This window comes from Pseudomonas trivialis (assembly GCF_001439805.1).
GTDB lineage: Bacteria > Pseudomonadota > Gammaproteobacteria > Pseudomonadales > Pseudomonadaceae > Aquipseudomonas > Aquipseudomonas trivialis.
The window spans coordinates 328,641-352,598 of the sequence record NZ_JYLK01000005.1; the positions used below are offsets into that span (position 1 = coordinate 328,641).

Here is a 23,958-nt window from a genome sequence, read left to right on the forward strand (position 1 = left end):
AGCCCTATGCGCGCCATATCGCTCCTTACGCTTTTGCTCAGTGGTTGGTCTGCACTCCCCGCCCATGCCGATGAAGCTCAAAACTGGCTTACTCGACTTGGGCGTGCAGAGCGACAGCAAACCTTTCAGGGTACGTTCATATACGAACGTAACGGCAGTTTCTCTACACACGATATCTGGCATCGCGTCCAGAAAGGCCAGGTCCGCGAGCGACTATTGCAGCTCGATGGTTCTGCCCAGGAAGTCGTGCGTGTAGATGGTCTGACTCAATGCGTCAGCGGCGCTCTTGTCGCAGGCCTTGGCAATTCACGTGAATCCCCTTCACGTTCGCTTGACCCAAAAAAACTCACGCAATTCTACGAACTGGCAGTCATCGGTAAATCCCGCGTTGCCGGTCGTAATGCAGTGATCGTCTCGATCACGCCGCGTGACCAGTACCGCTTCGGGTTTGAACTGCATCTGGATCGCGAAACCGCGCTGCCGCTCAAATCGCTGCTGCTGAATGATCAAGGGCAACTGTTGGAGCGCTTTCAATTTACGCGGCTGGACACGTCTTCCACCCCAAGTGATCGCGACTTGCAACCCTCGGGTGAGTGCAAGTCTGTCGCAGTTGTTCAGAAGCAGGCGCCAGAGGTCGAGCCCTCTGAGGCATGGCATCTTGAATGGGTGCCGCCGGGATTTCAGCTGATCAAAAGCACTGCGCGCCAGGATACGCAGACCAAAGCAACGGTCGAAAGTCTGATGTATGAGGACGGGCTTGCTCGGTTTTCGGTGTTTCTCGAGCCCATCAGCGAAGTCAGCGCGACGGAAACCCGTACGCAAATTGGCCCTACGGTTGCGGTTTCTCGTCGCTTGAATACGGTGGACGGTGAAAGGATGGTGACCGTTGTCGGCGAAATCCCCGTTGGCACTGCCGAGCGCATCGCCCTGTTCGTACGCAGCGAGAAAGCGGCTACTGCCCAGCCGTGATCCGTTAATCCTATGTTCATCCTGACCTTTCAGTCTAAAGTCCATGCCAGGTTGACTGCCGAGACGATGAAATGTCTGGATCAGCATTTTCACTTGCAAAAAATCTTCATGTTTTTTATAGGTCAGGGCCTGTCAGCACTGACCTTGTTTTGTTCGCGGAACGAAGGCGTCGGTCTCGGTTTCCGGCGTCTCTTGAACCCTGTCGCTCAACCCTGCTCGTCGTAACGGGAGCTGTATGTCGATACCACGTTTGAAGTCTTACCTATCCATAGTCGCCACGGTATTGGTGCTGGGCCAGGCCCTGCCTGCGCAAGCCGCCGAGCTGCCTGATTTCACCCAATTGGTCGAACAGGCCTCACCTGCGGTGGTAAACATCAGCACCACGCAAAAGCTGCCGGATCGCAAAGTCTCGAACCAGCAGATGCCCGATCTGGAAGGCCTGCCGCCTATGCTGCGCGAGTTTTTCGAGCGCGGTATGCCCCAGCCGCGCGCTCCGCGTGGCGGCGGCGGTGGTCAGCGTGAGGCGCAGTCCCTGGGTTCGGGCTTCATCATTTCCCCGGATGGCTACATTCTCACCAATAATCATGTGATTGCCGATGCCGATGAGATCCTCGTGCGCCTTGCCGACCGCAGCGAACTCAAAGCCAAGCTGGTGGGCACTGACCCGCGCTCCGACGTTGCGTTGCTGAAGATCGAAGGCAAGGACCTGCCCGTGCTGAAACTGGGCAAGTCCCAGGACCTCAAAGCCGGCCAGTGGGTGGTTGCGATTGGCTCGCCGTTCGGCTTTGACCACACGGTTACCCAGGGCATTGTGAGTGCCATTGGCCGCAGCCTGCCGAACGAAAACTATGTGCCGTTCATCCAGACCGACGTGCCGATCAACCCGGGCAACTCCGGTGGTCCGCTGTTTAACCTGGCCGGTGAGGTAGTGGGGATCAACTCGCAGATCTACACCCGCTCCGGTGGTTTCATGGGTGTGTCCTTTGCGATCCCGATCGACGTGGCCATGGACGTTTCCAATCAGTTGAAGAGCGGCGGCAAGGTCAGTCGCGGCTGGTTGGGCGTGGTCATCCAGGAAGTGAACAAGGACCTGGCTGAGTCCTTCGGCCTCGACAAGCCGGCCGGCGCCCTGGTGGCGCAGATCCAGGACGATGGCCCGGCTGCCAAGGGCGGCCTGCAGGTGGGCGACGTGATCCTGAGCATGAACGGTCAGCCGATCGTCATGTCAGCAGACTTGCCGCACCTGGTGGGCGCGCTCAAGGCCGGCAGCAAGGCCAAGCTGGAAGTGATTCGTGAAGGCAAGCGCCAGAACGTGGAACTGACCGTAGGCGCCATCCCGGAAGAGGGCGCGGCCCTTGATGCTTTGGGCAACGCCAAACCGGGCGCCGAGCGCAGCAGCAATCGTCTGGGGATTGCCGTGGCCGAGCTGACCGAGGAGCAGAAGAAAAGCTTCGACCTCAAGAGCGGCGTAGTGATCAAGGAAGTCCAGGATGGCCCTGCCTCCCTGATCGGCCTGCAGCCGGGCGACGTGATTACCCACCTGAACAATCAGGCGATCAACGACACCAAGGCGTTCACCGACATTGCCAAGGCTCTGCCGAAGAACCGTACAGTGTCGATGCGTGTTCTGCGTCAGGGTCGAGCCAGCTTCATCACCTTCAAGTTGGCCGAGTAATCTGCTAGCCCAATAAAAAGCCCCGCCATCGGTTAACGATGGCGGGGCTTTTTTGTGGGCGATGGGTTTAGCTCATCATCCCTTTCACCAAGCGTTCCTGTTCGATCAGTTCACGCTGGCGAGCGTCGATGCGCGAGGACAACGGGAAATTGCTGCCGGCCCGACGCTTGGCGAAGTCCAGTTGCTGGATCGCCTGCTGGAAGTCGCCCACCAGGGCGAAGTACTCGGCGCGCGCCTGATGCAGACCGATGATATTGCCCGACAGTCCGCGTGTCTCGGCGACTTGATACCAGACATCCGGATCGTCCGGACGAGACTTGAGCAAGCCATCCAGGGCCTTCTCCGCGTCGGCGGTGCGGTTCTGTTTAAGCAGCAGATCTACCCGAACCTGGTTCAGCGGGTAATTGCTGGGGTATTGGCTCAGCATGCGGTCGGTGCGTTGCTGGGCGTCCGGCATGCGGTTGTTGATGATGTCCAGCTCGATCTGCGCCAGGTTGTACGTGATGTCATTGGGAGCCTTGGCCAGCAATGGCGCCAGGTTTTCCCGGGCTTCCTTGAGCTGAGTACCCTTAATCTGGGCGATTGCCAGACCATAACGGGCCACATCGTTTTTCGGATTCTCGTCCAACTGAGCCTGAAATCGCTTGGCCGCCAGCCCCGGCGTGTCCTCGTATTTCAACTGCACCCGCGCGCGGATCAGTTGATAACGCAGGCTGTCTTCCTTGCCGCCCTGTTTGGATTGTTCGGCGCGGTTGCGCGTATCGGCAATCCGCGACTCGGTCACCGGGTGCGTCAACAGAAACTCCGGCGGCTTGGCATCGAAACGGTATTGGCGCATCAATCGCTCGAACATGGTGGGCATCGAGCGTGGGTCGTAGCCGGCCTTCTCCAGGTTGAGAATGCCGATGCGATCCGCCTCCTGTTCGTTCTGGCGGGAGAAGCGTCGCTGCTCCTGAATCGCTGCGGCCTGGGTGCCGGCGATGGCGGCGATACCCGCGTCGCCTGCGCCCGCTGCGGCCGCAATAATGCCACCGAGCAAGGCCGCCATCATGGGGAGTTGCATGCGCTGCTGCGCTTCAACGCCCCGTGCGAAATGGCGTTGAGACAGGTGGGCCAACTCATGAGCCATCACCGAGGCATACTCGCCTTCAGTCTGGGCGTTGAGAAACAGTCCACCGTTCACGCCGACAATCCCGCCCGGTGCGGCAAAGGCATTGAGCTGCGGGCTGTTGATCAGGATGAATTCCAGCCGCCGGTCGTTCACCTGGCTTGTCTCCACCAACTTGTACACGCTGGTCTCGACGTAATCCTTGAGTTGCGGATCATTGAGTTGCGAAACCTGCCCGCGCAGGTAGGCCAGCCATGCACGGCCCAGCTGGTATTCCTGTTGTGGCGAGACAATGGCAGAGCTGGCGTCGCCAAGTGACGGCAGGTCGTCGGCGAAGCCTGGAGAGGCCAGCAGGCAGGCCAGCGTCAGCAGGGTAGGGCGCAAAAAAGTCATGCACAAAGCCTTTTGGGCAAAGAGCTTACTGTAGCCGGACACTGAGCTTCGGACCAGATATTCTAAGCAGCCCAACGCTTGCCCGGAGTAAACCATGACCGACGCCGTCGCCTTTGATGCCGAACTCGATGCCAGCGGCCTCAATTGCCCGCTGCCCTTGCTCAAGGCCAAGCTGGAACTCAATCGAATGGCCAGCGGCGCGGTGCTTAAGGTGACCGCTACCGATGCGGGCTCCCAGCGTGATTTTCGCACCTTCGCCAAGTTGGCCGGCCACACGCTGGAGCGCGAAGAAGATGACGCCGGTGTTTACCGTTACTGGTTGCGCAAGGCCTGAACCGCACTCAAGCCTTGTTCAGCGCCTGCGCCGCCGCCAACACCGCATCCACATGCCCCGGTACTTTCACGCCACGCCATTCCTGACGCAGAACGCCGTCCTTGTCGATGAGGAAAGTGCTGCGATCCACGCCCAGGTATTCCTTGCCGTATAGCTTTTTGAGCTTGATCACATCAAACAGCTGGCAAACCGCTTCGTCCTTGTCGCTGATCAGCTCGAACGGGAATGCCTGCTTGGCCTTGAAGTTCTCGTGGGACTTGAGGCTGTCGCGCGACACGCCAAACACCTCGGTGCTGGCTGCCTTGAACGCTTCATGCAGGTCACGAAAACCCTGGCCCTGGGTGGTACAGCCCGGGGTGCTGTCCTTGGGGTAGAAGTAGATCACCACTTGCTTGCCCTTGAGGGCTGCAAGCTTGAAGGTCTGACCGCTGGTGGCCGGGGCTTCGAAATCAGTGACCGGTATGTCGATGACTACCGCCATGAATAACCTCCTTACATTGGGTTCTGTGGGCGCCACGGCTCGATGAGCGCGTCCAGGTTCAGCGCGTCGGCGAAATCCAGAAACTGATCGCGCAGCCAACTGATCTGCACACCGGCCGGCAGGGTCACGGTGAACGTGGCGTTAAGCATGGTGCCGCCGGTTTGCGGCGCCTGGTAGGTATCGCAGGTAAGGTTTTCCAGCTCGACGTTATGGTCGATAAAAAACTGGCACAGCTCGTTGACGATGTCCGAACGGTACGCCGAGCTGACATACGCCACGTAAGGCAGGGCCTGCGGGCGGTTCTCCAGCGCGGCGCTGCGCACCACATTGACCGTGAAGTCATGCTTCTTGGCAAGGCCCGGCAGGCCGGTTTCCAGGCGCGCCAGGGCGTCCCAGGTGCCGGAGATCTGCAGCACCAGCGCGCTGCATTCGCCGTGACGGGTCAGGCGCGAGGTTACGACGGCGCAGCGGTTTTCATGGCTGGCGCGGCACAGGACGTTGGTCAGCTCCATGGGGTTGGCGCCGAGGGCACTGATAACAAGGAATTGTTCGCGAACTGTGGGGGTGGACATGCAGCCTTCCTAAAACGATGAGCGGTCGATACTGTGAGGGCTGTATCGATCAAAGGATCAAGGGTAGCGAAAAGCATCGCGAAGGGATAGGAGATGGCGTTTTCATTGTGTGAATGGCCTGCTTGCGGCGGTGCTTTTGCCCAATGATGGCATTGCCCGTCGTTTAGTTGCGCCAGAACGCGTCCTCAGGCGGTACTTCGCTTGTACAAGCATCTTGGCGCCAGTACCATTACGGCTCTCTTTTTCCGGCAGGAGCGGTTGCATGATTGCGGGCAGTATGGTGGCACTGGTCACACCCATGGATGCACAAGGTCGTCTCGACTGGGACAGCCTTGGCAAACTGGTGGACTTCCACCTGCAAGAAGGCACCAATGCCATCGTGGCGGTCGGCACTACCGGTGAGTCGGCCACCCTTGATGTGGAAGAACACATTCAGGTCATCGAGTTCGTGGTCAAGCGCGTGGCGGGGCGTATCGCGGTGATTGCCGGCACCGGCGCCAATTCCACGCGTGAAGCGATTGAACTGACCAAAAACGCCAAAAAATCCGGCGCCGACGCCTGCCTGCTGGTAACCCCGTACTACAACAAGCCGACCCAGGAAGGTCTGTACCAGCATTTCAAGGCCATCGCCGAAGCCGTCGATATTCCGCAGATCCTCTACAACGTTCCCGGCCGCACTGCCTGTGACATGAAAGCCGAGACAGTCATCCGTCTGTCCACCGTGCCGAACATCATTGGTATCAAGGAAGCCACTGGCGACCTGCAACGCGCCAGGGATATTCTGGCCGGCGTAAGCAGCGACTTCCTGCTGTATTCCGGTGACGACGCCACGGCAGTCGAACTGATGCTGCTGGGCGGCAAGGGCAACATCTCGGTAACCGCCAACGTCGCCCCGCGTGCCATGAGTGACCTTTGCGCCGCTGCCATCGCCGGCGATGCCGTGACTGCGCGAGCGATCCACGAAAAACTGATGCCGCTCAACAAGACACTGTTTGTCGAATCCAACCCTATTCCCGTGAAATGGGCGCTGTTCGAGATGGGCCTGATGCCGGACGGTATCCGTCTGCCGCTCACCCAGCTCAGCCAAGCCTTTCACGAACCGCTGCGACAGGCCCTGCGCCAGTCCGGCGTCCTGGTTTAATTGAGGAAGCACTACGCATGAAGCGATTGGCCGGACTTTCCGCACTTGCCTTGATTATCTCCAGCACCAGTGGCTGCGGTTGGATCTGGGGCCCGGAAGGCTACTTCCGTGACCGCGGCAGCGATTACCTGGAAGCACAAGCAACCAAACCAATGCAACTGCCGCCGGACGTCAATGTCGCCAAGCGGCTTGACCCGTTGTTGCCGATTCCGCGCAACGTGGCCGACGACACCACCAAGGGTGAGTACGTTGTGCCACGCCCGCAGCCGATTGCGGCCGTGGCGGACGCGAGCGACTACAGCCTGCAGAAGAGCGGCGACTCGCGTTGGGTCGTGGCCCAGCGCCCACCTGCCGAAGTCTGGCCAGTGGCGGTGCAGTTCTTCCAGGACAACGGGTTCCGCATTGATGAGCAGCGCCCGCAGACGGGTGAATTCACCACCGCATGGCAGCACGGCAGCGAACTGTCCGCCAGCATGGCCAAGCGCCTGCAATCGAGTGGCGTAGCCGCCGATGGCGAGACCCGCGTGCGTGTGCGCATCGAGCCAGGTGTGCAGCGCAATACCAGTGAAGTCTACGTGGTCAGCGCCGAGCGTCCCGCCGGCAGTACTGCCAACGTCGAATTCACCAATCGTTCGGTCAATACCGGCGTCGACGCTGCCCTGGTCGACGAGATGTTGGCCAGCATGAGCCGTATCTCCGAGAAGGGCGGTTCCGTTTCCCTGCTTGCCGCACGTGATTACGACACCCCGAGCCGCGTCAGCCTCACCGAAGACGGCAGCGGCAACGTGGTGCTGAACCTGGGTGAAGACCTGGATCGCGCCTGGGCCAGTGTCGGTCGCGCGTTGGAGCAAGGCCCATGGCGCGTTGAAGACATCAACCGCAGCCTTGGCCTGTACTACATCAACGTGGCTGAAAAGGCCGTGAAGAAAGACGATGAACCAGGGTTCTTCGGCAAACTGTTCGGCAGCACGCCGACCAAGGAAGAAGTCGAAACCCGCGCCGAGCGCTACCAGGTTCGTTTGAGCAAGGTGGGCGAAAGCGTGCAGGTTACCGTCGAGAAGAACATCAACACCGTGGCTCCCGCTGAAACAGCGCGCAAAGTGTTGGGCGTGATTCAGGACAACCTGGGCTGATCCGATGCGTTTTGCCGTTCTCGGCAGCGGTAGCCAGGGGAACGGCACGCTGGTCGCTCATGACGACACGTACGTGCTGGTCGATTGTGGTTTTTCGCTGAGGGAAACCGAGCGGCGTCTGCTGCGCCTGGGGGTTCACCCTGCGCAGCTGAGCGCGATTCTGGTGACCCACGAACATGCCGATCACGTGCATGGCGTGGGTTTGCTGTCTCGGCGCTACAATCTTCCGGTGTACCTGAGTCGCGGCACCCTGCGCGGGATGCGCAAACCCATTGAGCCTGCAGGTTTCCTGGCCGGCGGTGAGCAACTGCACATCGGTGCCTTGAGCATCGATGTGATCGCGGTCGCCCACGACGCTCAGGAACCGACGCAGTATGTCTTCAGTGACGGCCAGCGGCGCTTCGGCGTGCTGACCGACCTGGGTTCCTACTGCGCCAGGGTGCTGGACGGTTACCGCGACCTCGATGCGTTGATGATCGAGTCCAACCACTGTCGGGACCTGCTGGCGCGCGGTCATTACCCCTACTTTCTCAAGCAGCGGGTAGGCGGCGAACTGGGGCATTTGAACAACCACCAGGCGGCGTACCTGGTGTATGAGTTGGGCTGGCAAGACCTGCAGCACCTGGTCCTGGCCCACCTGAGCAGCAAGAACAACCTGCCGCAGCTTGCCCGGCAATGTTTCGTCGACACCCTCGGGTGCGACCCGGACTGGCTGCAACTGGCCGATCAAGATTCAGGGCTCGACTGGCGCCACATCGCCTAGCCCACCTCACTCAAAGCGGAGCCCATCATGGAAAAACGTGAAGAACTCTACCGCGGCAAAGCCAAGTCGGTGTACAAAACCGACGACGCCAACCGCCTGATCCTGCTGTTTCGCAACGACACTTCGGCGTTCGACGGCAAGCGCATCGAGCAACTTGATCGCAAGGGCATGGTGAACAACAAGTTCAACGCCTTCATCATGCAGAAACTCGAAGCAGCCGGTATTCCGACCCAATTCGACAAACTGCTGGGCGACAACGAATGCCTGGTGAAGAAGCTCGACATGATCCCGGTGGAGTGCGTCGTGCGTAACTACGCCGCCGGCAGCCTGGTCAAGCGCCTGGGCGTGGAGGAGGGCCTCAAGCTCAACCCTTACACCTTCGAACTGTTCCTCAAGGACGATGCCAAGGGCGACCCGTTCATCAACGAATCCCACGTGGTGGCATTCGGCTGGGGCACCGCTGAGCAACTGGCACGCATGAAGGCGCTGTCCCTCAAGGTCAACGACGTGCTGAGCAAACTGTTCGACGACGCAGGCCTGCTGCTGGTGGACTTCAAGCTGGAGTTCGGCGTGTTCCACGATGGCTCCATCGTCCTGGGCGACGAATTCAGCCCGGACGGCTGCCGCCTGTGGGACAAGGACACCCGCAAGAAGATGGACAAGGACCGCTTCCGTCAAGGCCTCGGTGACGTCATCGAAGCCTACGAAGAAGTCGCCAATCGCCTCGGCGTACCGCTGTAATCGACGCAAGCATCTGATAGCACGGAAAAAAATCGCCTCGGCGCTTTGCATCCACGAACCATGCTGTTATGATGCGCGCCGTTGGAGAGATGCCAGAGTGGCCGAATGGGACGGATTCGAAATCCGTTGTACCTTCACCGGTACCTAGGGTTCGAATCCCTATCTCTCCGCCATTATTGAACAAGACGAAGCCCCTGAAATGGTTAACTATTTCAGGGGCTTTTTCGTTCCCGGCGTTTAACTCCGACGGGCGTCGAGCCGTTCAATCGTAAGCGAACTGATCAACCAATCCCAAACGAGGCACATGAGTATCGGGCTGCAACAGCGCGCCAGGAGCAATAACGGCGTTTGCCCCAATCGTGCAGCCGTCTCCCACCAGGGCACCGAACTTGTTCACTCCCGTCTCGATCACCGTATCCAGGTAACGGATTTTGATTTGCGCCCCGTTCAGTTCGTTGCGGTAATTGGCAATGATCGCACCGGCCTCGATATTTACGCCCTCGCCAAGCAACGAGTCACCGACAAAGTTGAAGTGTGCCAGCTTGCTCCCGTCCAGCATGAAGCTGCTTTTAAGCTCGCAACTGGGGCCGATGATGCAATTCTTGCCCAGGTACACCCCTGCGCGCAGATAAGCGCCCGCGGCCACGAATGATCCTTCGCCGATGATGATCGCGCCCTTGAGCACAGCGCCTTGCTCGACAACCGCACTTTCGTGGATGGCGCAGTTTCCATGACGCCGGTAACCGTCGCCGAGGCGGTCCAGCAACGCCATCACCTGGTTTTCACAGTCTTGTGCCACCCGCCAGGCCTCAACAGGCGTGAGGCCCAGGGTGGGCCATCGTTCGATGAATGCATTGATTTCAACCGGCGTCATGGAGCGTCATTCCGAAAAGGGTAAATGTGGATCTGCATGGCCCATGCTAAAACAATGACGCTACTTTTTACCCACCGATTTTTTCGACGGTTTTTTATCCGTTTCCCTCACCGTCTCCCTTGGCCTTTTCTTCGCCTCTGCCTCTGTCACGTATTCCCCTGTAACCGCATCACGATATCGCGTTGGCATATAAGCTCCCTGACAGTCAATCGCCACAGCGGCGACACGTTTGAGGCTAGCTCGCAGCCTTGCGCGCGCAAGTGTCGGTGCGGGCATTCTCTTTACCAGGTTTTTCCAGATCAAATACCTCTGCGCCTAAAACAAAAAAGGCCCGCCAAACTCAACGCTCGGCAGGCCTTTCCAAAAACTACCCGTCAGGCCGGCTGCGCCACCATTCGGTTGCTGACATTCCTCCCCAACACCAGCACCGTCACAAACCCGAAGCCCACCAGTACCGTGGCAAGGCTCAACAACACCGAGCTGCCCATCTGGTCAACGATCTGCCCGCCAAAGAACGAGCCCAGGGCAATGATCACCTGGAACAGCGCGACAAACAGCGGCATGCCACGCTCCACGTCCTTGGGCGCCACCACGAACATCCAGATACTGGAGCACGCCGGGAACGCGCCGAACGCGAAGCCCCACAGTGCGATCAGCATCGCGGCGCCGGTCATGCCGGTGGCGAAGTGGGGGAAGAGCGCGGTGCTGGTGCCGATCATCAGCGCCACCAGCAGCAGCGTATTACGCACGCTGCGGTTGGCGGCGAAACCGGCGAAAACATTGCCCGCCACCCCGGCCATACCAAACAGCAGCAGCAACGAACTGATGGTTGGCCCGTCGAAGCCGGCGCTGAATTTGAAGAACGGCGCGACATAGGTGTACGCAGCAAAATGCGCCAGGCCGATCAGCAGTACCGCAATCAGGCCCACCCGCGCTTGCGGGTTGTAGAACAACGCCGGCAGATCACTGACGCGAATCGCCTTTTCCGGATTGAGCCGTGGCAGCAGAAGCACCTGTGCCAGTAGCACCGGCACGCCCATCAGGGCGGTGACCAGAAAGGTCATGCGCCAGCCCATCAGGCCGCTGAGCCAGGTACCCACCGGCACGCCAAGCACGGTGGCCAGGGTCACGCCCATCATGATGATCGACGTAGCCTTCGCCACGTCGACGCCCCTGGGCGCCAGGCGGCCGCTGAGGGCGATGGCCGTGGCCCAGAAACCGCCGATGCTGATGCCCAGCAATACTCGACCAAACAACAGCACGTTGAAATCACTGGCAAACGCCACGATGCCGTTGGCGATGATCATGATCAGCGTCAGGCCGATCAGCAGATAGCGACGGTCCATCGCACCGATGCTCACCGACAGAAACGGCGCGGCAAGGGCGGCCATGATGCCGGGCAGGGTTACCATCAGTCCGGCATGGCCAGCGGTGATGCCCAGGTCGCTGGCGACGTCGTTGAGCACGCCCACCGGGAGAAACTCACTGGTCACCAGAGCGAATGCGCCCACGGCGACCGACAGAATCGCCAGCCACTGCTGCTTGACGCTCTGTTGATTATGTTCGGGAAGGCCGCTGGGGGCCTGGCTGGCACTTGGCATGGTGTTGGGTTCCAAGGATGAATGTCGCCTGTCGTCAGGCGGGGGGAGGGATGTGGGAGGGGATTATAGGGATGACCGCCGGCAAATCGGCAGGCGCTCGTTTCGATAGTCATCATCAGTGTGATCGATGTGATGCTTCAAGCGGGAATTCCACATCGGATATTCAGCATTCCTTATTTCCCGATTTATCTCCTCAAGTCCAGGCCTGTCAGGCCGAAACCCTGTCATACGATGTCGTATCCCCCCAATAAGAGCGCTCAAAATGTCCCTTCGCAGCCTGTCCATCGCCCGCCGTGCCGGTCTGGGTTTTGCCTTGATTGCCTTGCTCGTGGCCCTGCTGGGCTTTTTCGCGCTGTCGAACATGGCGAGTATTCGCGCCCGGGCGGTGCAGGTGGAGCGTGGGTTGGTGCCGAAAATGCGGCTGGTGGCCGATATCCGCGAAATCATGCTGCGCATCCGCACGATTTCGTTGCGCATGGCGTTGGACACCAACCCGGCGAACCTTGCGACGTATCGCGGTCAGATGGACACCCGCAGCCAGGACCTGACGAAGAAGCTGGCCGAACTCGACGCGTTGGTCGACACGCCTGAAGTGCGCGCGCTTTACGATCAGTTCCAGGTCTCGCTGCGCCAGTACCAGCAAGGGCTGGCGCAGTCGTTCGTGCTGGCCGACAAGCAGCAGGGTGCTGAACTCAACAAGCTGCTGCTGGTGGACATGAAAACCGTGGTCGATGGCTCCGGGGCCCAGCTCAATGCACTCAGCGACTACTACAACGGGCAGATCAACCAGTTGGGCCAGGCGGCGGAGGCGCAGTACGGCCGCTCGCTCACCATGGTGTTCGGTTTTGTGATCCTGGCCGGCGTGAGCACCGTGGCCCTGGCCTGGCTGCTGACGCGCAGTATCGTCGGCCCATTGGGACAGGCCATGCGCGCTGCGGAAAACGTCGCGCGCGGCGATCTGACCCAAACCGTCGAAGTCAGCGGCGACGACGAGGTAACCCGCTTGCTCGTCGCCCTGCAATCGATGCAGGGCAACCTGCGCGATACCTTGCAGCTGATTCGCCAGTCTGCGGTGCAAATGTCCGCTTCGGCCACCGACCTTAATGGCATCACCGACCAGAGCAGCCGCAGCCTGCAGCAGCAAACGGCAGAGATCGAACAGGCCGCCACGGCCGTCAACGAGATGACCTCGGCCGCCGACGAGGTGGCGCGCAACGCGGTGTCGACCTCCGAATCCACGAGGCTTTCCAATGAAACCGCACGCGAAGGCCAGCACCGCGTTGGCGAAACAGTCAGCGCGATTCAGGCCCTGAGCAGCAACATCGGCGAGACCTCCGCCCTGGTGCAGAACCTGGCCGAGCAATCGCGGGATATCGGCAAGGTGCTCGACGTGATTCGTTCCATCGCCGAGCAGACCAACCTGCTGGCCCTTAACGCCGCCATCGAGGCGGCGCGTGCCGGTGAGTCCGGGCGCGGGTTTGCGGTGGTGGCCGATGAGGTGCGGGCGCTGGCCCATCGTACCCAGCAATCGACGCTGGAGATCGACCAGATGGTGACCGCCATGCGCACCGGCTCCAACGATGCGCTGGCCTCGATGCAGTCAAGCACCCAGCGCGCCACCGAGACCTTGAGCCTGGCCGAGGGCGCTGGTGGCGCGCTAAGTCGGATCACCGATTCGATTGATGAGATTCACCAGCGCAACCTGGTGATTGCCAGTGCGGCCGAGGAGCAGGCCCAGGTGGCCAAGGAAGTCGACCGCAACATCGTGAACATCCGTGACCTGTCGGCGCAGTCGTCGTCCGGCGCCGGGCAGGTCAGCGATTCGAGCCATGAGCTGGCGCGTCTGGCGGTGGCGCTCAACGACGCGGTGGCACGGTTCCGCCTGTAGTGCCTGTGGAGCGTCGGCCTAGACCTGGCGCTCCACCCCCCGGCGAATCTTCTCCAGCAGTTCATCGATATGAAACGGCTTGGTGATCAAGTCCATGCGTTCGCCCAGAAAGCTCTGACGATTGGCCGCATTTTCCGCATAACCGGTCATGAACAAAATCGGCAGGTCAGTGCGCAGCACGCGTGCATGGTCGGCCAGTTCACGGCCGGTCATATACGGCAGGCCGTAATCGGTCAGCAACAGGTCGATGCTCGGGTCGGCCTGCAGGATCACTATGGCCTCGTCGCCGTCGGCGGCCAGGCTGCACTGGTAGCCGGCATCCATCAGTACTTCGGCGACAAAGCTGCGTACCGAAGGCATGTCCTCAACGATCAGAACGTGCTCGCCCTTGCTCAGCCCAGGCACTGCCAGCAGCTTTGTTGCCAGGGTGGCCGGGCCTTCTGCGGCCGGCAGCATGAGGGTGACTTCGGTGCCCTGGCGGGTGACGCTGCGGATTTGCGCATCGCCGCCGGACTGACGCGCGAAACCGTAGATGGTCGACAGCCCCAGGCCCGTGCCCTGACCCACCGGCTTGGTGGTGAAGAAGGGGTCGAATACCTTGTCGATCACGCTGTGGTCGATGCCCACGCCATTGTCGCGTACCGACAGTGCGATGTAGGGGCCGTTTTCCAGCTTGAGATTGCCATTGGAATACGCCGGGTAAGTGGTCACCCAGATGATGCCGCCCTGGGGCAGCGCATCGCGGGCATTGATCACCAGGTTGAGCACCGCGCTCTCCAGCTGGATCGGGTCCACCAGCGCCACCGCCGGGTTGTTGGTCAGCTCCAGCTTCAGGGCGATGTGTTCGCCAATGGTGCGCATCAGCAGCTCTTCGAGTGAGCGGATGTGCGCATTGATGTCGATGGGGCGCGTGTCCAGCGGCTGCTGGCGGGCAAAGGCGAGCAGGCGATTGGTCAGGCCGGCGGCGCTCAGGGCCGAACTCAGGGCCGCATCGGCGTAGCCCAAAACCTTCTCGGTGCGCTGGCTCTCGATGCGTTTTTTGATCAGTTCCAGGCTGGTGATGATTCCGGTCAGCAGGTTGTTGAAATCGTGAGCGATGCCGCCGGTGAGCTTGCCCAGGGCGTCCATCTTCTGCGCCTGCAGCAGTTGCGCTTCAGTGCGGGCCAGTTGGCGCGCGGCATTGGCCAGTTCGGCCTGCTGATGGCGCTCGCGGTGGCGGTGCTCGGTGACGTCCTCCACGAACACCAGGCTCAGCTCGGCGCGGTTGTACGGCGAAATCTGCCACTCGGTCTCGCGCAGCTCGCCATTGACATTCAACTGCAGCGTGCCTTTCCAGCGCTCGCCGGCCGACAGGCGCTGGCACAGTTCGCCGATGACGGCGCGCTGGCCGTCGGCAAAGCATTCGAGCAGGGCGTCGGGGTTGAGGTTGTCGTGAATCAACTGCGCGAAGGCGTGGTTGCATTCGTGGACTTTGAGCTGCGCGTCCATCACCGCAATCGGCGCGCTGATATTGAAGAAAATCTCGCGAAAGCGCGCCTCGCTTTCGCGCAGCGCATATTCGGTGTCCCGCACCCGCAGCAGGGTGCGCAGGGTCGCCAGCAGCACATCCGGGTCCACCGGGTGGATCAGGTAGGCGTCGGCCCCGGCGTCCAGGCCGGTGATGATGTCGCCAGTCTCGATGGACGCCGCCGACACATGCACCACCGGCAGCAGCGCGGTGGTCGGGTCGGCGCGCAGGCGGCGCACGATATCGAAGCCGCTCATGTCCGGCAGGTTGACGTCCAGGATCAGCGCATCGATTTTTTCGCGGGCGATGAGGTCCAGCCCGTCCTGGCCGGTGCCGGCTTCCAGCACATGACCATAGTGACGCTCCAGGCGGCGGCGCAGGGCATAGCGCGTGGCGGCGTTGTCGTCGACGATCAGTAATCGAATGTCACGCTTCATCGACGTTCTCGTTTGCGATGGACAGGGGGATGATCACGTAGAACAGCGAGCCCACGCCGGGCGTACTTTCCACACCCACACGGCCGCCCAGCAGTTCGGCGAAGCGCTTGCACAGCGACAGGCCCAGGCCAGTGCCGCGCAGGCGTTTTTGCAGCGGTGAATCGATCTGCGAAAAATCTTCGAACAGGTTGTTGTGCAGTTCGGCGGGAATGCCCAGGCCGGTGTCCTGCACCGCAAAACGGATCTCGCGGTCGTTCTCCATGCCGGCCGACACTCGCACCTCGCCTTGCAGGGTGAACTTGAGCGCGTTGGAGATGAAGTTGCGCAGGATCTGCGCCAGCTTCTTGTCATCGGTATACAGCTTGGGCAGGCCGGCCGGTTCTTCGAAGATCAGGTCCACCGATGAGGCATCGACGATGGGCCGGAACATCCCGCGCAGCGCCGAAAACAGGTCGAACATGTCGAACCACGCCGGCGAGATGGAAATGCGCCCGGCCTCAATCTTGGCCAGGTCCAGCAGGTCATCGACCATTTCCCGCAGCTCGCTGGCAGAGCTGCGGATAAACCCGACCTGAGTGTGTTGCTCAGGGCTCAGCGGGCCATCGAGTTCATCCACCAGCAGGCTGGTGATGCTCAGGATCGAGCCCAGGGGCGTGCGAAACTCATGGCTCATGTACGACAGGAAGCGGCTCTTGAGGTCCGACGCCTGGCGCAGTTGGTCGGCCTGCATGTCCAGCTCGGCATACAGCGCGAGCACGCCCTGGTTGGTCTCGTCCAGTTCGGCGCGCAGGGCGTCCCCTTCCAGGCGCAGGCGTTTGACTTCATCGGCGAGGGAGGCGGCGGTTTCAGCCATTGATGGCCTCCAGGGCAATCACGAATACGGTGACGTCATCCCGGCCACGACAGAAGTCACGGTGCAGAATGGCGGCGATCAACGCCGGGTGGCGGTGCACAAGGCCCGGGTAATCGGCAAGGTTCCAGCGTGACTGCAAGCCATCGCTGTACAGGATCAGCAACTGGCCGGTCACTTGAGCGTAGTCGAAGGGCTGGGCCTTGCGATATTGCACGCCGACGATCCCCGGATGGGAGGCCAGCCCCCGAGGCTTGCCGTGGCCGATCAGGCTGGCGCCGATGTTGCCGATGCCGGTGAAGCGCAGGGTGTCGGCCGAGGCGTCGTATTGAGCAATCGCCATGGCGCCGCCGCGGGTACCGCTCATGGCCACATGCAGGTCGTTCATCAGCACGCCCGGGTCAAGAAATGCGTCCCGCGCAAACACCGCCTCACCGGCCTGCGCGGCGCGCTCGGCATCAATGCCATGGCCCAGGCCGTCAGCCACCATCACGCTGAAGCGTTCCGGCTCGACCATCAGGTGCCAGGCATCGCCGCAATGCGGGTCGTCGTGCAATGAATGCTGGCTCACCCCGTAACGGATGTCGCGGGCAGCCGAGGCTCGCGGATACAGGCGCGCGAGCATCGCCGTGCCACGCGCGTCGGCATGCACATCGAACACCTGGGCCAGGCGCGAAATCGCGCCCATGCCGATGCCCTGGGTGCCGCCCGTGGAGAAACCGTCCACCAGGCAACTGTCCAGATCGAAGCCCTGGCCGCGGTCCACGGCGATCATCTCCACGCCGCCGTTGCCGGTGGCGCGCAGGTGCAACTGGCCGTGAGCGGCATGCTTGAGGATGTTGCTGGCAAGCTCGGTGGCCACCAGTGCCACGCGCCCGGCGTCGGTTTCGTCAAAGCCCAGTTGCTCGGCCAGCAGTTGCGCCGTGCGGCGCGCGTAGCCGACCTGGCTGGCGTCTTCGACCAATAGCACCTGGGTCAGTGCACTGTGGATATTCAGGACCATCGAGTGATCGTCACGCGGGTGCCTTCACCCGGCGCGGTCTCCAGTTCGAATTCGTCCACCAGGCGCTTGGCACCGGTGAGGCCCAGGCCCAGTCCGCCGCCGGAGGTCCAGCCATCGGTCATGGCCAGCTTGAGGTCGGGAATGCCCGGGCCCTCGTCGCGAAAGGTCAGGCGCACGCCGGGGCGCAGGTCTTTTTCCACCACCGCCCAATCCATGTAGCCGCCACCGCCGTACACCACGGTGTTACGCGCCAGCTCACTGACGGCCGTGACCAGCTTGGTCAGGTCGATCAGGCGCATGCCGCATTCCTGGGCCAGCCTGCGTACCAATTGTCGCGCCAGCACAACGTCCTGTTCGATCAGCACGGGATGCGTGCCGCTGCTGGCTTCGCTCATGAGTGTTCAACCCGGTCGCGCAGCAGTTTCATGCCGCGCTCCACGTTCAATGCAGTGGCCACGCCCGGCAGGTTCATGCCCAATTCCACGAGGGTAATGGCCACGGCCGGCTGCATGCCCACCAGCACCGTCTGCGCGTCCATGATGCGCGACAGGCCCGAGATGGTGCCGATCATGCGGCCGATAAACGAGTCGACCATGTCCAGCGCCGAAATATCGATCAGCACGCCGCGCGCCGAGGTGCGGCTGATGCGTTCCGACAGGTCGTCCTGCAGGGTCAGCGCGAGTTGGTCGTGCATGTCCACCTGGATGGTCACGAGCAGAAACTCGCCCATCTGCAAAATAGGGATGCGTTCCATGCTCAGACTGCCTTGCTGACGTTGACGCCCAGACGCTTGAGGGCCAGTGCCAGGGCGTCGGCGAGGTTGGCCTTGGTGACCACGCCTTGCAGGTCGAGCCCCAGGTGCACGATGGTCTGGGCGATTTGCGGACGCACGCCGCTGATGATGCAGTCGGCGCCCATCAGGCGGATCGCGGTAACGGTCTTGAGCAGGTGCTGGGCCACCAGGGTGTCGACGGTCGGCACGCCGGTGATGTCAATAATGGCGATTTCCGAACCGGTGTCGACGATGCGCTGCAGCAGCGATTCCATCACCACCTGGGTGCGTTGCGAGTCCAGCGTACCGATCATCGGCAGGGCCAGCACGCCGTCCCACAGCTTGACCACCGGGGTGGACAGTTCGAGCAGCTCTTCCTGCTGGCGCTTGATCACCGCCTCACGGGATTTCTGGAAGGTGCGGATGGTGTGCATGCCCAGGCCATCGAGCAGTTCCGACACTTCCCACAATTGCTCGGCCAGGTGCGCGCCGTCGCTGGCGTATTCGCGCTGCAGCAGGGCGAACACCGGGCCCTTGAGGGCGAAAATGAAGCTGGCGGTCTGCTGGGAATCCTGACCGATCAGCGCGCGGCTGTGGGACAGTTTCTCCAGGAACAGCCGGGTCTGCGCCCAGTTTTCGTGATTGATGTTTTGCGAGCCGCTGTTATGCAGGGCGTCGGCGAGCAGGTTGAGGAACTCGCCGGTCTGTTGCTTGACGTCGTCCCCCTTGAGGTTGCGTGTGGCGCCCGTGGCCTCCAGGCTGTGCGTCCATTCGTTGAGCAGGTCAGTGCGATTGTCTTGCAATGCCTGGATCGTTTTTGCCTGCAGAGTTGCCACGGGTAATCTCCTTTAAGCCATGAATAAAGTGATGGCAATTTATACTAAATTGCATTGCTCGGAACGTTTTTCAGTGAATCCAACGGCAACGCCCGGCCGGGCTGACTGCGCGTGAACCGTGCCTGTAAGGTAGTATCGCGATTCATTTTGAGCCAGCAGCCGACCCGTGATCATCAACTTCGACCTCAACGACCTCCAAGCCTTCCGCGCCGTGGTGGACAAGGGCAGCTTTCGCGGCGCCGCCGAGGCCATCCGCATCTCGCAACCGGCCCTGAGCCGGCGCATCGAAAAACTCGAGTCGGCGCTGGACGTAAAGCTGTTCGAGCGCACCACGCGCCGCGTCAGCCTGACCATGGTTGGCCGCGCGTTCCTGCCGCAGGTCGAGCGCATGCTCGACGACCTCGACATCGCGCTGATGGGCATCAGCAATGTCGCCTCCACGCGCATGGGCCATGTGACCATCGCCTGCGTGCCGTCCACGGCGTACTACTTCATGCCCCACGTGATCTCCGAATTCCACAAGCTGTATCCGAAGATTCGCCTGCGGGTACTCGATGCCAGTGCCGGCGAGGTGTGCAATGCGGTGGAAAGCGGCGAGGCCGATTTTGGCGTGAGTTTCAGCGGCAGCCTGGCCGATGAGGTGGAGTTCGAGTTATTGCTGCAGGAGCGTTACGTACTGGCCTGCCGACGTGATCACCCGTTGGCCGAACGCGAGAGCGTGAGCTGGGCCGAAGCCTACGAACACGACTACATCACGGTGGACAAGACCTCGGGCAACCGCTTCCTGCTGGACCAGGCCCTGCGTGGGGTGCGGGTGAAAAAACCGAGCATCTGCGAGACCCACCACGTGACCACGATGATCGGGCTGGTGGAGGCGGGGTTGGGCGTGGCGATGGTGCCGTCGATTGCAATGCCGGCGTGCGAGCACCCGATTCTGGTGAGTGTGCCGCTGGTGGAGCCGCAGGTGATGCGCAACGTGGGCTTGATAAAACGCCGCGGGCGGACATTGCCGCCAGCGGCGCTGGAGTTGGAACGGTTGGTGCGGGAGATGCCGTTTCGGTCAGCGTGATACCGAGTCCAGGCCGGTGGATTGCACCACTGGTTGCGCCTCGGGGGAGGCGAGGAATTTGAGCAGCGCTTTGGCCTCATCCTTGTGTTCGGCGTTGACCGGGATACCGGCCGCAAAGCGCGTCACCGATTGCACGTCTTCCGGCAGCTTGCCGACAAAGGTCACGCCCTTGACCGGCAACAATTCCGCCACCTGCTGCAAGCCCACTTCGTAATCACCCTTGGCCACCTGCTCGGCCACTGGTGCACGTTCGATCATTGTTCCCTTGGCCGGCATGCCGAGTTTCTTGAACAGCTCTTTTTCGACATACACGCCGCTGGCGCTGTCCGAATAGGCCACGGACTTGGCCTTGCTCAGCACCGCCTTCAGGTCTGCATCGGTGTTGATCACCGGCTTGGCCGCGCCTTCCTTGACCACCAGGCCGATGCGCGAGTCCGCCAGTTCCACGCGGGACGCCGGGTCGACCTTGCCCTGTTTGATCAGCTCATCCAGTGCGTAGCCGACCATGATCACCACGTCGGCGTGTTCGCCACGGGCCAGGCGGTTGGGAATCGCTTCCGGCGCCTTGCCCATGGACGGGCCGAGGATGGTGTCGAGGGTGTCGCCGCTTTGCTTGGCGTATTGCGGGCCGAGCAATTTGTAGGCAGCGGTGAACCCACCGGAGGTCATCACCTTGAGTTGTTCGGCCTGGGCCGTCAGCGCCAGGGCACTGAGGGCCAGGGCGGTCAGGGTTTTAGAGAGAAATTTCATTACACAGCTCCTTGCATCACTTGCCCGCGGGCGTTGGCGCGACGATAGAGCGCCAGGGTCGAACACAGCGCGCACAGCGCGGCAAACATCATCCAGTAGGCCGGTGAGGCCTTGTCGCCGGTGATATGGATAAACCAGGTGGAGATCGCCGGGGTGAACCCGCCGAAGATCGCCGTCGCCAGGCTATACGCCAGGGAGAAACCCGCCACGCGCACTTCCACCGGCATGATTTCGGTCAGCGCCGGAATCATTGCGCCGTTGTACATGCCGTAGAGGAAGGAGAACCACAGCAGGGTTTCCAGCATGTGCGCAAAGCTCGGTGCGTTGACCACGTAGGACAGCGCCGGGTAAGCGGTGAGAACGGTCAGCAACGTCATGGCCAACAGCACCGGCTTGCGGCCGAAGCGGTCACTCAAGGTGCCACCGATCGGCAGCCAAATAAAGTTGGAGATCGCCACCAGCAAGGTCACCAGCAGGGCGTCCGAGGTGCTCAGTTGCAGCACGGTCTTGCCGAAGGTCGGCGCGTACACGGTGATCAGGTAGAACGCGGTGGTGGTCATGGCCACCATCAGCATGCCGCCGATGACCACGGTCCAGTTCTTCACCAGGGTTGCCATCACTTCACGCATGGTCGGACGGTGCGTGCGGTTGGCGAACTCTTCCGTTTCCTGCAGATTGCGACGCAGGATGAAGATGAACGGGATGATCACGCAGCCCAGGGCGAACGGAATGCGCCAGCCCCAATCGGCGACCACCGCGGGTTCCATCCACACGTTGAGGCCGTAACCCAGTGCGGCGGCGACCACGATGGAGATCTGTTGGCTGCCCGACTGCCAGCTGGTGTAGAAACCCTTGCGGCCCGGCGTGGCCATTTCCGACAGGTAAACCGACACGCCGCCCAGTTCCGCACCGGCCGAGAAGCCTTGCAGCAGACGACCCAGCAGCACCAGCAGCGGCGCCCACAGGCCGATGGTCTGGTAACCCGGCACCAGCACGATCAACAGGGTGCCGCTGGCCATGATCGACAGAGTCAGGATCAGGCCTTTGCGACGACCCACGTCATCGATATAAGCACCCAAAATAATGGCGCCGAGCGGGCGCATCAGGAAGCCGGCGCCGAATACGGCGAAGGTCATCATTAATGAGGCGAACTCATTGGCGGAGGGGAAGAACGCGGCAGCGATGTAGGTGGCGTAGAAGCCGAACAGAAAGAAGTCGAACTGTTCGAGGAAGTTGCCCGAAGTAACGCGAAAAACCGCGCCAACTTTCGAGGAGGCAGTGGCGGGCCGGGAAGGGCTTGTCATGGTTTTGTGTCTCCAGCGTTCTTTTTAAAGTGCTTGTTTCGCTTAAGACCCGAGATAGTGGCTGACACATTTAGAAATGATAAGTGACAAATTTGGATAGATTGATGTGTGTTCGCTATCAATCTGAAGTATGGGCCAACTTCGGAAACTATTTGACATATTTGATTTGTGATCACATATTGAGGCCATAAGAACGACAACACAGGTGTTGCCCCATGGCCAAAGGCCCGCTCCTTCTTCCCACCCTGCGTCAGGTCTCCCGCGATACCCTGCAGGATCAGGTCTATCGCCAGATCCGCGAAGCGCTGATGAGTGGCCGATTCCAGCCCGGCCAGAAGCTCACCATTCGCGGTCTGGCCGAAGCCCTCGGCTCCAGCCCCATGCCGGTGCGCGAAGCGCTGCAACGCTTGAGCGCCGAAAATGCCTTCGAAGTCACCGAAACCTCTCGTCTGCGGGTGCGCCTGATGACGGTCGAGCGCCTGCGCGAAATTCGCGATGCGCGGGTCGCCCTTGAAGGCCTGCTCGCGGAAAAGGCCGTGCTGCTGCTGCAAAAGGCCGACCTCGCAGAGATCACAGACCTTTGTCAGCAGATGCAGCACGCCGCTGATGAAGTCGACGTGTCGCGTTACCTGTGGACCAACTTTGCCTTCCACCGGCGTATCTACGCGGTGGCCCAGGCCGAATTGACCATGGCCGCCGTGGAAAATTTCTGGCTGCACATGGGCCCCTGCTTTGCGCTGGTCGCCCCGGATAAAGCCCACCTGCAACGTTCGATGGAGGCGCACACGCGCATCGTCGAGGCCCTGGCTGCCCGCGATGGCGCCGGCGCCCGCGCGGCAGTGACCGATGACATCATGCAGGCCGCCGATTCCCTCGCGCGACTGCTCGTCAAGAACGACCGTTCGCGGTCGTCTGTTTCTGGAGGTAAACGCGCATGAGTGTCTTACAACGGCTGCAGCCTTATCCCGGTTTGCGAGTGTTGATTTCCGGCGGGGCTGCCGGGATCGGTGAGGTGTTGGCGGCGGCGTATCTGGAAGCTGGCGCCCAAGTGCATGTGTGTGACGTGAGCGAACCGGCTCTGGCGGCGTTTCGCGCCAAATACCCGGGCACACTGGCCACTTGTGCCGATGTCAGCGATGCCGCGCAGATCGAGGCGGTGTTCAAGGTGCAGCGCGAGCAAGTCGGCGGCCTCGATGTGCTGGTCAACAACGCGGGCATTGCCGGGCCCACCGGCGGCATTGACTCGATCAGCGACGCCGAGTGGCAAGCCACCATCAACATTAATCTCACCGCGCAATACCGCTTTGCCCACCACGCAGTACCGATGCTCAAGCAATCGTCCCACGGCCATATGCTGCATATCGCCTCGGTGGCGGGGCGGCTTGGCTACGCGTGGCGTACGCCGTATGCCGCGACGAAGTGGGCCATCGTCGGCCTGATGAAGTCCCTGGCCGCGGAGTTGGGTGCCAGCGATATCCGCGTCAACGCCTTGCTGCCCGGCATCGTCGAAGGCCCGCGCATGGACGGCGTGATCCGCGCCCGTGCCGAACAGGTCGGCGTGCCCGAGGCCGCGATGCGCCAGGAATACCTCAACAAGATTTCCCTCAAACGCATGGTCACCGCCGAAGACGTCGCGGCCATGGCGTTGTTTCTCTGTTCGCCCGCCGCCCGCAATGTGACCGGCCAGGCGATCAGTGTCGACGGTAACGTCGAGTACCTGTAAGCCACGGAAGAATCCAGCGCGCCGGACCAGGATT

The 23,958-nt window shown here is 61.4% G+C and carries 24 protein-coding genes, 1 tRNA gene and 1 pseudogene; 13 read left to right on the forward strand and 13 right to left on the reverse strand.

Features of this window, described 5'->3' with window-relative positions:
• Positions 1–6: 6 nt before the first annotated feature.
• Both TU79_RS10435 and TU79_RS10445 read left to right on the forward strand, forming a co-directional pair.
• Positions 7–969 (forward strand): MucB/RseB C-terminal domain-containing protein, encoded by a 963-nt coding sequence (locus TU79_RS10435; RefSeq protein ID WP_057007909.1) that lies wholly within the window; start codon positions 7–9, stop codon positions 967–969.
• 235 nt (positions 970–1,204) lie between these two features.
• On the forward strand, positions 1,205–2,644 hold the full coding sequence (locus tag TU79_RS10445; protein ID WP_057007911.1) for a DegQ family serine endoprotease: 1,440 nt from the start codon (positions 1,205–1,207) through the stop codon (positions 2,642–2,644).
• A gap of 67 nt (positions 2,645–2,711) precedes the next feature.
• On the opposite strand, the gene TU79_RS10450 is transcribed toward TU79_RS10445, so the two are convergent.
• On the reverse strand, positions 2,712–4,145 hold the full coding sequence (locus tag TU79_RS10450; RefSeq protein ID WP_057007912.1) for a M48 family metalloprotease: 1,434 nt from the start codon (positions 4,143–4,145) through the stop codon (positions 2,712–2,714).
• A gap of 94 nt (positions 4,146–4,239) precedes the next feature.
• Here TU79_RS10450 and TU79_RS10455 point away from each other — a divergent pair, with 94 nt between their 5' ends.
• A complete protein-coding gene (locus TU79_RS10455; RefSeq protein ID WP_057007913.1) occupies positions 4,240–4,479 on the forward strand; it encodes a sulfurtransferase TusA family protein in 240 nt (79 codons plus the stop codon).
• Between the two features lie 7 nt (positions 4,480–4,486).
• Here the strand turns inward: TU79_RS10455 and TU79_RS10460 are convergent, their stop codons facing one another.
• Together TU79_RS10460 and TU79_RS10465 are read right to left on the reverse strand one after the other, a co-directional pair.
• The gene (locus tag TU79_RS10460) at positions 4,487–4,960 is read right to left on the reverse strand and encodes a peroxiredoxin (RefSeq protein ID WP_057007914.1); all 474 of its coding nucleotides are present in this window, start codon (positions 4,958–4,960) and stop codon (positions 4,487–4,489) included.
• An 11-nt stretch (positions 4,961–4,971) separates the two neighbouring features.
• Complete coding sequence (locus tag TU79_RS10465; protein WP_003172487.1) at positions 4,972–5,532, reverse strand: glycine cleavage system transcriptional repressor; 561 nt, start codon at positions 5,530–5,532, stop codon at positions 4,972–4,974.
• Positions 5,533–5,794: 262 nt separating this feature from the next.
• Here TU79_RS10465 and dapA point away from each other — a divergent pair, with 262 nt between their 5' ends.
• The 5 genes from dapA (at position 5,795) to TU79_RS10490 (ending at position 9,483) form a co-directional block, all read left to right on the forward strand.
• Positions 5,795–6,673: a 4-hydroxy-tetrahydrodipicolinate synthase gene (gene dapA / locus TU79_RS10470; RefSeq protein WP_057007915.1), complete on the forward strand. Its 879-nt coding sequence runs from the start codon at positions 5,795–5,797 to the stop codon at positions 6,671–6,673.
• Between the two features lie 17 nt (positions 6,674–6,690).
• Positions 6,691–7,806, forward strand: coding sequence for an NlpB/DapX family lipoprotein (gene bamC, locus TU79_RS10475; RefSeq protein WP_003233936.1), 1,116 nt, complete (start codon positions 6,691–6,693; stop codon positions 7,804–7,806).
• Between the two features lie 4 nt (positions 7,807–7,810).
• Positions 7,811–8,569 (forward strand): MBL fold metallo-hydrolase, encoded by a 759-nt coding sequence (locus tag TU79_RS10480; RefSeq protein ID WP_057007916.1) that lies wholly within the window; start codon positions 7,811–7,813, stop codon positions 8,567–8,569.
• A 27-nt stretch (positions 8,570–8,596) separates the two neighbouring features.
• The gene (gene purC, locus TU79_RS10485) at positions 8,597–9,310 is read left to right on the forward strand and encodes a phosphoribosylaminoimidazolesuccinocarboxamide synthase (protein WP_057007917.1); all 714 of its coding nucleotides are present in this window, start codon (positions 8,597–8,599) and stop codon (positions 9,308–9,310) included.
• 83 nt (positions 9,311–9,393) lie between these two features.
• Positions 9,394–9,483 (forward strand) — tRNA-Ser (locus TU79_RS10490).
• Between the two features lie 89 nt (positions 9,484–9,572).
• On the opposite strand, the gene TU79_RS10495 is transcribed toward TU79_RS10490, so the two are convergent.
• Entirely contained in the window at positions 9,573–10,184 is a 612-nt protein-coding gene (locus TU79_RS10495) for a DapH/DapD/GlmU-related protein (RefSeq protein ID WP_057007918.1), read from the reverse strand.
• 374 nt (positions 10,185–10,558) lie between these two features.
• On the reverse strand, positions 10,559–11,785 hold the full coding sequence (locus TU79_RS10500; protein WP_057007919.1) for an MFS transporter: 1,227 nt from the start codon (positions 11,783–11,785) through the stop codon (positions 10,559–10,561).
• A gap of 262 nt (positions 11,786–12,047) precedes the next feature.
• On the opposite strand from TU79_RS10500, the pseudogene TU79_RS26870 reads away from it, so the two are divergent.
• Positions 12,048–12,818 (forward strand): annotated as a pseudogene (locus TU79_RS26870) (MCP four helix bundle domain-containing protein); the annotation flags it as partial.
• 45 nt (positions 12,819–12,863) lie between these two features.
• The gene (locus TU79_RS26875) at positions 12,864–13,673 is read left to right on the forward strand and encodes a methyl-accepting chemotaxis protein (RefSeq protein ID WP_414896189.1); all 810 of its coding nucleotides are present in this window, start codon (positions 12,864–12,866) and stop codon (positions 13,671–13,673) included.
• Between the two features lie 18 nt (positions 13,674–13,691).
• On the opposite strand, the gene TU79_RS10510 is transcribed toward TU79_RS26875, so the two are convergent.
• Genes TU79_RS10510 through TU79_RS10535 form a run of 6 tightly spaced genes read right to left on the reverse strand, consistent with a single transcriptional unit; the run spans position 13,692 to position 19,078 of the window.
• Positions 13,692–15,617, reverse strand: a complete 1,926-nt coding sequence (locus TU79_RS10510) for a response regulator (protein ID WP_057007921.1) — start codon at positions 15,615–15,617, stop codon at positions 13,692–13,694.
• Positions 15,607–16,470: a sensor histidine kinase gene (locus tag TU79_RS10515; RefSeq protein ID WP_057007922.1), complete on the reverse strand. Its 864-nt coding sequence runs from the start codon at positions 16,468–16,470 to the stop codon at positions 15,607–15,609. The genes TU79_RS10510 and TU79_RS10515 overlap by 11 nt, the downstream gene beginning before the upstream one ends.
• Positions 16,463–17,470, reverse strand: a complete 1,008-nt coding sequence (locus TU79_RS10520; RefSeq protein WP_082638453.1) for an ATP-binding protein — start codon at positions 17,468–17,470, stop codon at positions 16,463–16,465. Before TU79_RS10520 ends, TU79_RS10515 begins: the two co-directional genes overlap by 8 nt.
• Complete coding sequence (locus TU79_RS10525) at positions 17,461–17,865, reverse strand: anti-sigma regulatory factor (RefSeq protein WP_057007923.1); 405 nt, start codon at positions 17,863–17,865, stop codon at positions 17,461–17,463. Before TU79_RS10525 ends, TU79_RS10520 begins: the two co-directional genes overlap by 10 nt.
• A complete protein-coding gene (locus TU79_RS10530; protein WP_003233973.1) occupies positions 17,862–18,224 on the reverse strand; it encodes an STAS domain-containing protein in 363 nt (120 codons plus the stop codon). The genes TU79_RS10525 and TU79_RS10530 overlap by 4 nt, the downstream gene beginning before the upstream one ends.
• Before the next feature lie 2 nt (positions 18,225–18,226).
• The gene (locus TU79_RS10535; RefSeq protein ID WP_057007924.1) at positions 18,227–19,078 is read right to left on the reverse strand and encodes an STAS domain-containing protein; all 852 of its coding nucleotides are present in this window, start codon (positions 19,076–19,078) and stop codon (positions 18,227–18,229) included.
• A gap of 166 nt (positions 19,079–19,244) precedes the next feature.
• On the opposite strand from TU79_RS10535, the gene TU79_RS10540 reads away from it, so the two are divergent.
• Positions 19,245–20,147 (forward strand): LysR family transcriptional regulator, encoded by a 903-nt coding sequence (locus tag TU79_RS10540; protein ID WP_057007925.1) that lies wholly within the window; start codon positions 19,245–19,247, stop codon positions 20,145–20,147.
• On the opposite strand, the gene TU79_RS10545 is transcribed toward TU79_RS10540, so the two are convergent.
• Complete coding sequence (locus TU79_RS10545; RefSeq protein ID WP_057007926.1) at positions 20,139–20,897, reverse strand: substrate-binding domain-containing protein; 759 nt, start codon at positions 20,895–20,897, stop codon at positions 20,139–20,141. The genes TU79_RS10540 and TU79_RS10545 overlap by 9 nt on opposite strands.
• Positions 20,897–22,201: an MFS transporter gene (gene tcuC, locus TU79_RS10550; protein WP_057007927.1), complete on the reverse strand. Its 1,305-nt coding sequence runs from the start codon at positions 22,199–22,201 to the stop codon at positions 20,897–20,899. Before tcuC ends, TU79_RS10545 begins: the two co-directional genes overlap by 1 nt.
• 215 nt (positions 22,202–22,416) lie before the next feature.
• Here tcuC and TU79_RS10555 point away from each other — a divergent pair, with 215 nt between their 5' ends.
• Both TU79_RS10555 and TU79_RS10560 read left to right on the forward strand, forming a co-directional pair.
• Positions 22,417–23,139 carry a GntR family transcriptional regulator gene (locus tag TU79_RS10555; protein ID WP_057007928.1) on the forward strand — a complete coding sequence of 241 codons (723 nt, stop codon included), beginning with the start codon at positions 22,417–22,419 and terminating at the stop codon, positions 23,137–23,139.
• Positions 23,136–23,924: an SDR family oxidoreductase gene (locus tag TU79_RS10560; protein ID WP_057007929.1), complete on the forward strand. Its 789-nt coding sequence runs from the start codon at positions 23,136–23,138 to the stop codon at positions 23,922–23,924. The genes TU79_RS10555 and TU79_RS10560 overlap by 4 nt, the downstream gene beginning before the upstream one ends.
• The last annotated feature ends 34 nt before the right edge of the window (positions 23,925–23,958 follow it).